Below are 12525 nucleotides of genomic sequence, written 5' to 3' on the forward strand. Positions count from 1 at the left end.
ATGTATTTGATTTTTTTCAAATATAGTAGTAAACATTTCAAATAACAGGGATATAATGTGCATTTATATATACAATATTGTACACATTGTATATATTTCTATCGCTTCCGGAAACTCCGGAAAATTGTTCAGTGTCAAAAAATTGTAATGATAAGATCGATCTAAGTATAAGACCGCAGTATATCCTGCACAGATATTCTAAAAAGTATTTTCATTCCCGTGTTATTTTCAAGGTAGTATTAGTTTATTATTTTTACAAATTTAACCATTTTTAACATATATTAAAATAGGTAAACAAAGTTTATTATGCCATATTAATCTACTGTTATGTACATTTTTGCATTATTCTGAAGCAAATGTAGGCCAGTAAAGCGACAGAACGTGACGTAATAAAAAACAAAAAAAGGCTAACCCCCGGAGGAATTAGCCCAAAACATTAACTGTTTATTGACTGAATTATGATATTTTATTTCCAGCCGCCACCTAAACTTTTGTAGATATCGACTACTGTGCTTAATTGTTTCTGTTTTGCTTCTATCAGTTCCATTTTAGCATCCAAAGCATCTCTCTGATTCAAAAGAACTTCAAGATAATCTGCTCTGGAGTTTCGGAACAACTGGTTATCTATCTCAATTGATTGATCCAGAGTCTTTTATACCATTGCCGGAGGAAATTTCTGGGATGGTTTCAGACAGGGGATTATTACTAGTGGATTGAATCACTTAGCACATATAGTAGTTGAAGAGATTGAAGTGGGTAAAATAAATAATCAGATAAAGCAAAGACTTATACAAGCATATGGAGATGATTATATTAACCAGCCTATTACAGAAAAAATATTGAGTGATTTAGCATCGGTATTTTCTGATATGTATGGAAGTAGCGCAAAAGATTATGCATTTGCCAATAAAGATAATCTTTTTTCTAGTACATTAGAAATTGATAATGGTAAGCTGTATGATGATGGACAAAGTGTTGCAGGAATGACAAATATATTTACAGGAAAAGTCTTATTTTCCCCACATTATTTAAACTCCAAAATGGTACTTAGCTTTGCGGCTGTCTGGTATCATGAGACGATTCATTCTATTCACGCAGTTAGTGGATTCTTTATAAATACCATGAAACAATTCATGAAAAATGGTTATAATTATGATGACGCCGTAAAAAGTGCTATAAATGTTTCTGAGACAATAGCTCACTTACAAACTAATAATTTCGGGTTAGGTATTACTTTTGGAACAACTGATAAAACTATAAGAAGATATTCAATCAGCTATATTGAATTTTTAAATCTAAAATAAAAACAATATGAAATCTAAAAATAGAAAAGTTATTAAGATTAAATTAATTATATCATTAATTTTTACTTTATTTTTTAATTTGATGTTTTCTCAAATTGATATTCCAAGTGATTATTTAAAAATTCCTGATAGTTTATTTTTTAAAGATCATTTGTACCAATCTATCATACCAAACAAAAAATATGAATATTGGAAAGTAGTGCAAAAATATTCCTCAATGGAAAAATTAGTCTATGAAAAAAAGAAAATCACAGGAAATAACAGATGTAAAGAAAATCATTCAATTGAGAGCGGTTTTTTTGCAGAATGTATGCCAGATGGTTGTTTCTCGTATATAGTATCATGTAATAATAAAACTATTGAATATTTTACAACTGAGAACGAATTAATTAAATTTATTGATTATGTTGATAATTTATCTGAAGCATTATTGATTGCGAAAACTTATGGTTTATGGTTTGATCGTAAAAATCCAGTAGGGGGTTCATTTAAGATGGATAAAGATTTTATTTATCTTAATCTAGCAAAATTTAAAAGATGTCCGGTTTCCAGTGAATCATTCTATGTAAGAATTGATAGAAAAACAGGTGAGCTGTACTATGAATCTAAGGGCATATATCATAAAACTAATGATTGTTATAGTTCATAGCGAGTTATAATAGCTATAATACTGGTAATATGAAATTGATGCTATTGCCCCTCTTCTATCATTGCCTGAGGAAGAATCTGGGATAGTTTCAGACAGGTAATTATTATCAGTGGATTGAATCCCTTGACGCATTTAGTTAATGAAACTATTGAATACTTACCTTTTTGCTAGTCTTCCTTATTACAAATTTAACAATTCTTAACAAAACTTCAAATATCCAAAAAAGTTTGTTATACTAAATCAATCTATTATTATATACATTTTTTGTAATATTCTAAAGTAGAATTAAATCCTTCGTAATAAAAAACAAAAAAGGCTAACCCCCGGAGGAATTAGCCCAAAACATTAACTGTTTATTGACTGAATTATGATATTTTATTTCCAGCCGCCACCTAAACTTTTGTAGATATCGACTACTGTACTTAATTGTTTCTGTTTTGCTTCTATCAGTTCCATTTTAGCATCCAAAGCATCTCTCTGATTCAAAAGAACTTCAAGATAATCTGCTCTGGAGTTTCGGAACAACTGGTTAGCTATGTCAATTGATTGATCCAGAGCCTTTGTTTCCTGGGATTTCAATTGATAATACTGATCAATGTTTTTAACCTTCGACATCAGATTGGCTACATCCAGATAAGCATTTAATATTGTTTTATCATATTCATACAGTGCCTGGATCTGTTTTGCATCTGCAGTCTGAAAGTTGGCTTTTATAGCACTCTTATTGATAAGTGGTCCCGCTAACTCTCCTGCCAGATTATAGGCTATAGATTCCGGCATTTTCACCAGATATGATGGCTTGAAGGCTTCCAGTCCTAAGGTTGCAGAAATCTCCAGAGACGGATAAAACTCTTTTCGTGCAGCCTCTACATCCAGCTTTGAAGATTTTAATTCCAGCTCCGCCTGTTTGATATCAGGACGATTAGCTAATAACTGTGACGGAATACCGGTATAGACTGTCTGCGGAATAGTGGACATAAAGTTTTCCTTCGATCTCACAATAGATTGTGGATATCTCCCCAATAAAGCATTAATTTCATTTTCCTTTTCAGTGATTTGCTGACGGATCGTGTATTCTGATGCTTTAGATTTTGCCAGCTCTGCTTCAAATTTTTTCACCGCCAGTTCCGTTGCCGCTGCCGCTTCTTTCTGAATTTTAGAAATCTCCAATGCTTTCTGCTGAAGTTTAATATACTGCTGTATAATATCCAGCTGATTATCCAGGGCTAATAATTCATAATAATTATCAGCTACTTCTTCAATCAGGTTAGACAGTACAAAGTTTTTTCCCTCTACGGTAGAAAGGTAATGAGCTACAGCAGACTCTTTTTCAGTTCTGAGTTTTTTCCAGATATCAATTTCCCAGCTTGCATTTAAACCTGCCTCAAAATTCCCCAGGGGATCAGGCATTGATTTTCCCGGTTCTATTTCTGTAGTGGCATCACCAGCACCTTCACTGGTATATCGGCCTGCTTTTTTCAGCCCTGCTCCTATTCCTGCAGAAACTGTTGGAGTCAGTCTTCCTTTCTTTGCTAAAACTCCGCTTTTGGCAATTTCAATCTCCTGAAGGGTGATCAAAAGTTCCTGATTATTCTTTAAAGCTGTTTCAATCAGGCTTACCAGATTGGGATCAGTAAAAAACTGTCTCCAGGGAGTTGTCCCGCTGTTATTGTTAGCATCCTGCTGCTCTTCCTGATTAAAGTTCTGAGGTATATTTCCTTTTACCTCGTCTTTTATGACGGTCGCCATTGGAGCCTTACAGCTTGCCAAAACAAGCGATAAGGCAACAGCTGTGATTATATTTTTAGTCTTCGAATTTTCCATCATGTTCATAAGGTTCAGTTTGTTCTGTTAAAGGATTTTCTTCTTCATATCTCGCGAGTTTGGATTTTTCAGCAATAGTTCCGAAGATGTAGTATAATCCTGGAATAATCATCAGTCCGAAGATTGTTCCTATGAGCATTCCTCCTGCTGCTGCTGTTCCAATAGTTCTGTTCCCTACAGCTCCCGGTCCGGTAGCTATTACCAAAGGAATCAGCCCGGCAATAAATGCAAAAGAGGTCATTAAGATTGGTCGGAAACGGATAGCAGCCCCTTCAATGGCAGCCTGCATCACCGGAATACCTTCTTCTGCTTTTTTCTGTACGGCAAATTCTACGATCAATACTGCATTTTTACCTAAAAGTCCAATAAGCATTACCATCGCCACCTGTGCATAGATATTGTTTTCCAGTCCTAAAAGTTTTAAACATAAGAAGGCCCCAAAAATCCCCACCGGAAGTGATAAGATCACCGGAAGCGGAAGAATGAAACTTTCATACTGTGCAGAAAGAATAAGGTACACGAATCCTAAACACACAAGGAAAATAAATACCGCTTCATTTCCACGGCTCACTTCATCTTTTGAAATACCTGCCCAGTCAATACCAAAACCTCTTGGAAGTGTTTTATCTGCAACTTCCTGAATGGCTTTAATCGCCTGTCCGCTGCTGTATCCCGGTGCCGGGGTTCCACTTACCTGTGCTGAGTTGTACATATTATGTCTGGTCATCTCAGATAATCCATATACCTTTTCCAGCCTCATAAAATCAGAGTATGGAACCATCTGATCTTTGTCATTTTTAACATAGAGCTTAAGCAGGTCGCTTGGCAATGCGCGGTATTGCGGGCCAGCCTGAACAATTACTTTATAAGGTCTGTCAAAACGGATAAAACTGGTCTCATAGTTAGAACCAATCAGCGTTGACAGGTTATCCATCGCTTTTTCAATGGATACGCCCTTCTGTTCAGCAAGGTCATTGTCTATTCTAAGCATATATTGTGGAAAACTCGCAGAATAGAATGTAAATGCTGATCCCAGCTCAGGACGTTTTTTAAGTTCCTTTACAAAATCATTACTTACCTGCTCCATTTTATGATAATCTCCACTTCCTGCCTTATCCAGCAAACGAAGTTCAAAACCTCCGGCAGCCCCATATCCCGGAACCGAAGGGGGTTGGAAAAATTCAATATTGGCACCCGGAATATTCTTAGCTTTTTCCTCCAGTTTTTCAATAATTTCTGCTGCAGATTCTTTACGTTCATCCCAGCTTTTAAGATTGATCAGACAGGTTCCGGAGTTTGATCCTGTCCCTTCAGTCAGGATTTCATATCCTGCCAGTGAGGAAACAGACTGTACTCCGTCAATTCCTTCAGATTCTTTCAAAAGTTCTTTCGCAATCTGGTTGGTTCTCTCCAGTGTTGATCCCGGAGGAGTCTGGATAATTGCATAAATCATTCCCTGGTCTTCCGCAGGAATAAATCCGGAAGGAATTGAGTTAGTCAGAAAATAAGTACCTGCACAAAAGGCTAATAATAAGGGTAATGTAATTGTTTTCTTTGTTACCGTTTTATTAAGCATTTTTTCATATCGCCCTGCCCCTTTTGTAAATATATTATTGAATTTATCAAGGAAAACAGTAATCGGCGTTTTCTTTCTTGCTTTTCCATGATTGTTTTTTAAGATCAGGGCACAAAGCGCCGGCGTCAACGTAAGAGCTACCACCCCTGACAGGATAATAGACGAAGCCATTGTAATAGAGAACTGACGGTAAAATACCCCAACCGGCCCTGACATAAATGCAATAGGAATAAATACAGAGGCCATAACCAGCGTAATAGCGATAATTGCACCGCTGATCTCATGCATTGCTTCTTCTGTAGCCTTTAAAGGGGAAAGGTTTTTCTCTTCCATCTTGGCGTGAACCGCTTCAATAACGACAATTGCATCATCGACGACGACCCCGATGGCCATTACCAATGCAAATAACGAAATCATATTCAGGGTAATACCAAATGCGGACATTACCGCAAAGGTTCCCACCAGTGACACAGGAACCGCCAGTGCTGGAATAAGTGTTGAACGCCAGTCTCCAAGGAATAAAAATACCACAATAGCTACCAATATAAAAGCCTCAAATAAGGTATGGATAACTTTTTCCATGGATGCATCCAGGAACCTGGAAACGTCATAACTGATCTCGTAATGCATTCCTTTAGGGAAATTGTTCTTTTCAAGGTCAGACATCAGAGCTTTTACATTCTTAATAACGTCGCTTGCATTAGATCCATATGACTGTTTTACTGTGATAGCCGCAGAAGGTTTACCATTCAGAGTAGAATAAATATCATACATTGAACTTCCGAACTCGATGTCTGCAACATCTTTTAATCTTACGGATTCGCCATTGGGCTTCGCCTTTAAAATAATATTTCCATAATCCTTTTCATTATTGAAACGCCCCGGATATTTTAATACATATTCAAAAGACTGCGCTCTTTTTCCTGAACTCTCTCCTGTTTTTCCCGGAGAAGCTTCCAAACTTTGTTCATTCAGCGCCTCCATCACTTCATCGGCAGAAATATTATACGCTGTAAGTCTGTCCGGTTTCAGCCACACACGCATTGCATACTCACGGGTACCCAGGATATCGGCAAAACCAACACCACTTACCCTTCTCAGTTCAGACATTACATTGATATCTGCATAGTTGAAAAGGAATTTCTGGTCAGCTTTAGGATCATCACTATACAGGTTAATATACATCAACATGTTAGGCTCTTCACGGGTAATTTTCACCCCTTCACGCACCACCAAAGGAGGAAGCTTGTTAACTACCGATGATACACGGTTCTGAACGTTTACCGCTGCTACATTGGGATCTGTTCCCAGATCAAATACAATCTGAATAGCAGCCTCCCCGTCATTTCCGGCATTGGATGACATATATTTCATCCCCGGAACACCATTCAGACCTCTTTCGAGGGGAATAATTACGGATTTAATCAACAATTCGTTATTGGCACCGGGATACTCTGCCGTAATATTTACTTTAGGCGGAGAAATGGACGGGAACTGAGTCACCGGAAGCTTTACCAATGACAGTACTCCCATAAATACGATAATCAATGAGATTACAATAGACAGAACAGGTCTGCGAATGAATTTCTTAAACATATTTCTTCACTTTAGAGTCCTACTCCGCTTTTAATTTCAATGATTGAAGAACCTTTTTAGGATCCTGGAATTTTGTTTTCAGCTTTTGATCATCTTTTACTTTCTGAACTCCTTCCAGCAGAATCTGATCTCCTTTTGAAAGCCCTGATCCTACCACATAGAGATCCGGAAGTTCATAGGCAACTTTAATATTTCTTGATCTTGCTGTCCCGTTCTTATCAATAACAAAAACATATTTCTGATCCTGAATTTCATACGTTGCTTTCTGTGGGATAATCAGAGCATTATGAACCGGCATCGTCATCTGTACTTTTCCTGTTTCTCCATTTCTTAGTAGTTTATCCGGATTTGGGAATTTAGCGCGGAATGCTATATTACCTGTTTCGTTATCAAATTCTCCTTCAATAGTCTGAATTTCTCCTTTCTGCGAATACATTTCTGCATTAGCAGTAATCAGTGAAACCTGATTGCTGCCTCTGTCTGCAGCATGGGTCTGATAACTTAAATACTCTGGTTCAGAAACGTTGAAATACGTATAAATACTTGTATTGTCAGACAATGAAGTCAGTAAATCACCTTCGTCCACCAAGCTTCCCAGTTTCAAAGGAATTCTGTTGATAATACCGGAAAAAGGAGCTTTAATGTCAGTAAATGAAAGGTGGATCTGAGCCAGTTTCATTTCTGCATTTGCAGCATCAAGCTTGGCTTTAGCCATTGCTCTTTCATTTTTAGATACAATATTGTTACCAGCCAGAGTACTTGCATTTTTAAGTTCAATAGACGCCTGTTCTACCTCTGCTTTTGCTTTTAACAATTCTGCCTGATAAAGCTTAGGCATAATACGGAACAGCGTTTGTCCTGCCTGCACATATTGTCCTTCATCCACAAAGATCTTCTCCAGGAACCCTTTTTCCTGAGCTCTCACTTCAATGTTCTTTACAGACTGGATCTGAGCAACATATTCTTTATTAATGACAGTATCCATCACTACAGGAGATGTCACAGGATATACCGTAACTTCTTCCTTTTCTTCTTTCTTCTTATTACAACCAACGGCCAATAACAGGGCACTCAGTGCAATTCCCGAAGCAACTCTTTTTATCATAATTCTAGAGCTTATATAATTCGTTAATGTTTTGAATAGAAATAAATGGTAATAAAAGATGGCACGATGTGATGATTACCGGCATACACAACGAAAGATATCTCCCTGAGATAAAATCATCAGGCAGAAAATGAATTGGAAAGTGAAATTTTAAATTCTGATAGAACGGATAAGAATAAATCTTTTGGCAGCAAAGCCAAAAACAAAACCGTGAATATCCGGTTTTAGACGCTTATAACTTTTAAGGCCAAAAATGTAGATCAGACTGAAAACACTTGCAAAAGCAATAATTGCAGGCATAATATCCGATAGTTGGAAATCATTTTCGGTAAGTTCCAAAGTAGAACTGTCTACATTATCTCCCATCTGCTGAACAGAAAGCTTCTCAAAAGTCTGATTGAGGCGGTTGGCTTTTTTGGGCATATGATGAGAAGCATGACCTGTATAATCATTCCGAAGAGTTCTAACATCAATTCTACTTTCTACTACGAATAGCAGAAAAAGACCGGTTAAAAAGTATACTATAAAGTTTCTCATTTTGAAGTCGCAAATGTACACCCAGATTTTGATATTATCATACTGGATTAACAAAATTTAACTCTTCTTTAAAATACTTAAATTCCTATCCCTCACAAATATCCATCTTTCCCTTTATTAAAGGGCTATTTTGGCTATTATAGTGTTACATTAAAATAAACTTAAAATTCATAAAACCTTATTAATTTAAAACGAAAAAGCAGGAATAGATAACAGAGATGTTGCTTTTTTTAACATTCCATACCATCATTTTTTAAAAATTTTACTTGAAAATAATTCTTTATAAGGAAAAAAAATAAATGTAAGAAAAACTAAGTTTTATCATGATTCTTAATTATTTACATCTTCATATCAGCATTGTCTTATTTTTAAATTACTTTTGCAAAAAATTTACACACCAATGACAAATGAAAAAAAAATATTGATTTAATTGAAAACAAGACAGTTAAAATATCTTTATTGAATTTCTAAATCTACAGTTCGTAACCTCCTGTTTCTCTGAAAAATGTTTTTAAGATAGCCGTGTCACAGGCTGGCTAATTAAAAAATACTATTATTTTATGTAAAATTAACATATATTGATTAAAAATATTCGTATTTTTATATAGTATTAACACCACAATTCATGAAACACTTTAAAATCACTTATCACTATGAAAAAATTATTAACACCTATCCTTTGGGGATTGACCATTGTTTCCTTAGCAGCGTGTAAACATCCGGGAAAAGAAGCCGAAACCATTACCGCAGCCACTCCTGAAAATACAGATGATATTTCTAAGAATATCTATGTAGACAGCGACGGAGAAAAGATAGAAGTATCTATCAACAGTACTAAAAATACAGCCACTGTACATTTAAACGGTAAAACTTATGACCTTAAAAAAAGCATTGCTTTACCTGAGTACACGGCTTCTAATGAAGAGTACCAATACTCTGAAATTAAAGGAAATATCACGTTTTTAAAGAAAAATGTAGACATGGTCCTTTTCCATCTTAAACAGGCAAAAAAAGACTCAGGGCCAGCAAAAATGGCATCATATTAGCATAATGTATCCAAATTCATATTAAAAATAACAATTATGAAAAGCTTTTATTATTATTTATCCGCACTTGTTCTGGCCACTTTCCTTGTTGTTTCTTGTAAACCACAAACCAGTGCACAAAAAACAAATGCTGATATTACAGGAAAAACCTGGAAATTAACTGAGCTTAACGGGCAGCCTATCAAGCTGAAAAACCCTAAAAACAACCCTTATTTCAAACTGGAAATGGATGGAATGAGGTATGAAGGTCATGCAGGCTGTAACGGGCTGGGTGGTACTTTTGAGATCAAACCTGAAATAATGAGAATTAAATTCAATCAGGGAATGTCTACGATGATGGCTTGTGAAGATCTTGATATTGAAAATCAGTTTACGAAAGCAATTCTGGCAGCAGATAACTATTCTGTAAATGGAAATACACTGACTTTAAACAAAGCAAGAATGGCTCCTTTAGCTAAATTTGTTCTTCAATAGTCTGCAGTCTGCAGTTAAAATACAAAGACGCCTTATTCTGTAAGGCGTCCTTTTTTTATTCTTAATTTCAGAATTACTTTTTATTGTACTTCATGTAACAGATCAGAAGACTTATATTCACCAGTACGGCAAATGAATTCGATATTATAATAGGCAGTTCATCCTTCTTGAAGCCATACCACACCCATAATGACAGCCCTGAAATAAGAACCAAAAGCATGAGTAAGGAAATATCTTCCACATTTTTTTCCCGAATAACCTTTATTAGCTGAGGAATCATGGAAATAGAAGTGAGAACTCCTGCAACGATACCTAAAATATTTTCATTCATAAATTTGACATTGGTTTTCTGAAATGTTGAATGACTTACTACTCGTAATTATTTAAACCTGTCCCATGAAACTTCTTCATGCAATGGGATATCTTCTTCAATAAAACGAATAAGGTCTCTTGAAAAATAACAGCCGTTCAAAATACCACGGGCCCCCAACCCATTAAATACATATAAGTTACTGAAATTTTCATGCCTGCCAATAATTGGTCTTCGGTCTTTTACTGTAGGTCGAAAACCAAAGTGTACTTCCTCAACTTCAAAATCGTAAGGATAAAATTCGGAAAGTCCTTTAACCAACTGAGCAACCGCCGATTCATCAATATGCTGGTGAAGCTGTTCTCTGTCATAAGTTCCTCCATAAAAATAAAGCCCATTTCCCGTAGGGAATAAGAAGTGTTTCTTTTTAATGGTTATGTTTTCAGGAATTGGCTGTGATAGTTTAACTTTTATATGATGTCCCTTATTGGGATTTACCATAATTTCTGAAAAATACGGATTGTCTTTCACTCCCATTCCCTCACAAAAAATAATATTTTTAAAAATAAAATCTTTATAGGATGATTCAGAAGGGTTTACTTTGGTATAATCAAACTTTTCATTTATTAAATGATCATTTTTTTCAAAAAAACTGAATAAACCTGCAAAAAAACCACTTACATTCAGTCTGGCAGACTGACTCACCTTTCCCGTAAGAAAATCGTTTTTTACCCCATTTAAGTGATCGAAATTTTGATCAAGAAAATTAGTTAATTCTTCATTTGCCGATTTTTTCAGCCACAGGTTCTGTTCATTCTCATCATGAAAGATTCTGTGGATAGGTGCATTAATCAAATAATTTTCTCCGGTATAGGATTCTATTTCTTTAAGACTTGCCTTAAGAAAATCAATCTGCTCCTGCGCTTTCCAGAATGTGGTAAACTTCTTAAGAACAACAGGATTAATGATGCCTGCAGAAACCTGTGAAGCACTCTTTTTTCCTTCGGAAAAGATCACAAAGGACTTTTTATTCATAATCAGGTGATGGGCTAAAAAAAGCCCTGCATATCCATCGCCTACAATAATATAATCTACATTTCTCATAATAAAAAAAAACCTGAGTAAAAGTACTCAGGTTTTGTATAAATATCAAGTGAAAGTTAGTAATTCCACATATCATTTTCCATTTCCAGAATCTGTGCTTTGATTCTGTTACTTTCTTCTAACTGATCATCAGCATCTTTAGGAACATAATCTTTGATTGTGCCGTCTCCTAAACCGCTTGAAGATTTATAGATAACAGAAGAGAATCTTCTTGCATTGATCACATCGTCAAAAGATAAGTCAGCAGAAGAATTTTTTCTATTGAAAACATAGTTATTTGCTAAAATATCTCTTGCATTAGGATAGAAAATCCAGAACAAATCGATCAGCTCATCGTTGCTGGCAATAGGTTTCCCATCAGGCCCAATAACACCCTGTACTGCAGGATCAGGACCCATTGCAGCAATTCCCAAAGGTCTGTATTTCATCTGCCCATCTCTCTTATCAATAAACCACATACCCATTATTTTAAGAACTTTTACTTTATCAGTAGTGGTCTTAAATACATCGGTATATTGTTTCTTTTCCTGATCTGTAAGCTGTCTTCCAGAATTTAGGATATCGATAGCAGCATCATTAATGATTACTTTTTCCAATCTTTTCTGAATTCCTTCAGGTGAAAGCTTTACGGTAAAGTTTTCATCATCATAAACCTGCTCAATTTTTCCAGTTAAAGCAGCATCTAATAACAACTGATATAGAGATCTTGTAGGAGTGGCAAGAAGGCCATCCGGATTGTCATAATAGAATGGCTGGTTGATCTTATCATTCATATCAATGATTTCCCAAACAAACATACTCTTAAGGATATCTTTATCCTCAACAAATCCATATTCAAGAGGCTTTACTGTTTTATCTATAATAGTATCACCAACTTTTTGTTTGTTGTCCGCTCTCATCTGTCTAAACTCTTCTGCAGAAGAAGCGTTTAGAATAGTCTGGGAAAAGGCAAATCCCGAAACTAATACTAAAAGAGTGCTAATATATTTTTTCATAATAA

The 12525-nt window shown here is 35.7% G+C and carries 11 protein-coding genes and 1 pseudogene; 4 read left to right on the forward strand and 8 right to left on the reverse strand.

Going from position 1 to position 12525, the window contains the following annotated elements; all coding sequences use genetic code 11:
- Positions 1-466: 466 nt before the first annotated feature.
- A pseudogene (locus tag AC27VX_RS11805) lies at positions 467-652 on the reverse strand (TolC family protein); the annotation flags it as partial.
- 61 nt (positions 653-713) lie between these two features.
- Between AC27VX_RS11805 and AC27VX_RS11810 the strand changes: the two are divergent.
- Both AC27VX_RS11810 and AC27VX_RS11815 read left to right on the forward strand, forming a co-directional pair.
- Positions 714-1304, forward strand: a complete 591-nt coding sequence (locus AC27VX_RS11810) for a hypothetical protein (RefSeq protein WP_488695716.1) — start codon at positions 714-716, stop codon at positions 1302-1304.
- Positions 1305-1311: 7 nt separating this feature from the next.
- A complete protein-coding gene (locus AC27VX_RS11815; protein WP_488695717.1) occupies positions 1312-1953 on the forward strand; it encodes a hypothetical protein in 642 nt (213 codons plus the stop codon).
- 375 nt (positions 1954-2328) lie between these two features.
- Here the strand turns inward: AC27VX_RS11815 and AC27VX_RS11820 are convergent, their stop codons facing one another.
- The 4 genes from AC27VX_RS11820 to AC27VX_RS11835 form a co-directional block, all read right to left on the reverse strand.
- Positions 2329-3786 carry a TolC family protein gene (locus AC27VX_RS11820; protein WP_488695718.1) on the reverse strand — a complete coding sequence of 486 codons (1458 nt, stop codon included), beginning with the start codon at positions 3784-3786 and terminating at the stop codon, positions 2329-2331.
- Positions 3758-6949 (reverse strand): efflux RND transporter permease subunit, encoded by a 3192-nt coding sequence (locus AC27VX_RS11825; protein ID WP_236857549.1) that lies wholly within the window; start codon positions 6947-6949, stop codon positions 3758-3760. The genes AC27VX_RS11820 and AC27VX_RS11825 overlap by 29 nt, the downstream gene beginning before the upstream one ends.
- A gap of 19 nt (positions 6950-6968) precedes the next feature.
- Positions 6969-8051, reverse strand: a complete 1083-nt coding sequence (locus tag AC27VX_RS11830; RefSeq protein WP_488695943.1) for an efflux RND transporter periplasmic adaptor subunit — start codon at positions 8049-8051, stop codon at positions 6969-6971.
- Positions 8052-8204: 153 nt separating this feature from the next.
- A complete protein-coding gene (locus AC27VX_RS11835) occupies positions 8205-8591 on the reverse strand; it encodes a hypothetical protein (protein WP_236857547.1) in 387 nt (128 codons plus the stop codon).
- A 653-nt stretch (positions 8592-9244) separates the two neighbouring features.
- Between AC27VX_RS11835 and AC27VX_RS11840 the strand changes: the two genes are divergently transcribed.
- Both AC27VX_RS11840 and AC27VX_RS11845 read left to right on the forward strand, forming a co-directional pair.
- Entirely contained in the window at positions 9245-9637 is a 393-nt protein-coding gene (locus AC27VX_RS11840) for a hypothetical protein (protein ID WP_300689085.1), read from the forward strand.
- A gap of 36 nt (positions 9638-9673) precedes the next feature.
- Positions 9674-10111 (forward strand): META domain-containing protein, encoded by a 438-nt coding sequence (locus AC27VX_RS11845; RefSeq protein ID WP_236857545.1) that lies wholly within the window; start codon positions 9674-9676, stop codon positions 10109-10111.
- Between the two features lie 73 nt (positions 10112-10184).
- On the opposite strand, the gene AC27VX_RS11850 is transcribed toward AC27VX_RS11845, so the two are convergent.
- The 3 genes from AC27VX_RS11850 to porN are packed head-to-tail and all read right to left on the reverse strand — an operon-like array spanning position 10185 to position 12520.
- On the reverse strand, positions 10185-10442 hold the full coding sequence (locus AC27VX_RS11850; RefSeq protein WP_300689081.1) for a SemiSWEET transporter: 258 nt from the start codon (positions 10440-10442) through the stop codon (positions 10185-10187).
- A gap of 48 nt (positions 10443-10490) precedes the next feature.
- Positions 10491-11525: an NAD(P)/FAD-dependent oxidoreductase gene (locus tag AC27VX_RS11855; protein ID WP_488695719.1), complete on the reverse strand. Its 1035-nt coding sequence runs from the start codon at positions 11523-11525 to the stop codon at positions 10491-10493.
- A gap of 56 nt (positions 11526-11581) precedes the next feature.
- Complete coding sequence (gene porN, locus AC27VX_RS11860; RefSeq protein WP_236857542.1) at positions 11582-12520, reverse strand: type IX secretion system ring subunit PorN/GldN; 939 nt, start codon at positions 12518-12520, stop codon at positions 11582-11584.
- Positions 12521-12525 lie beyond the last annotated feature (5 nt).

It is taken from the genome of Chryseobacterium sp. 14P4.3.2 (assembly GCF_057799275.1).

Coding starts and splice junctions, on each gene's coding strand:
- AC27VX_RS11815 (WP_488695717.1), top strand. CDS start 1,312: ATGAAATCTAAAAATAGAAAAGTTATTAAGATTAAATTAATTATATCA.
- AC27VX_RS11820 (WP_488695718.1), bottom strand. CDS start 3,786: ATGAACATGATGGAAAATTCGAAGACTAAAAATATAATCACAGCTGTT.
- AC27VX_RS11825 (WP_236857549.1), bottom strand. CDS start 6,949: ATGTTTAAGAAATTCATTCGCAGACCTGTTCTGTCTATTGTAATCTCA.
- AC27VX_RS11835 (WP_236857547.1), bottom strand. CDS start 8,591: ATGAGAAACTTTATAGTATACTTTTTAACCGGTCTTTTTCTGCTATTC.
- AC27VX_RS11840 (WP_300689085.1), top strand. CDS start 9,245: ATGAAAAAATTATTAACACCTATCCTTTGGGGATTGACCATTGTTTCC.
- AC27VX_RS11845 (WP_236857545.1), top strand. CDS start 9,674: ATGAAAAGCTTTTATTATTATTTATCCGCACTTGTTCTGGCCACTTTC.
- AC27VX_RS11850 (WP_300689081.1), bottom strand. CDS start 10,442: ATGAATGAAAATATTTTAGGTATCGTTGCAGGAGTTCTCACTTCTATT.
- AC27VX_RS11855 (WP_488695719.1), bottom strand. CDS start 11,525: ATGAGAAATGTAGATTATATTATTGTAGGCGATGGATATGCAGGGCTT.
- porN (WP_236857542.1), bottom strand. CDS start 12,520: ATGAAAAAATATATTAGCACTCTTTTAGTATTAGTTTCGGGATTTGCC.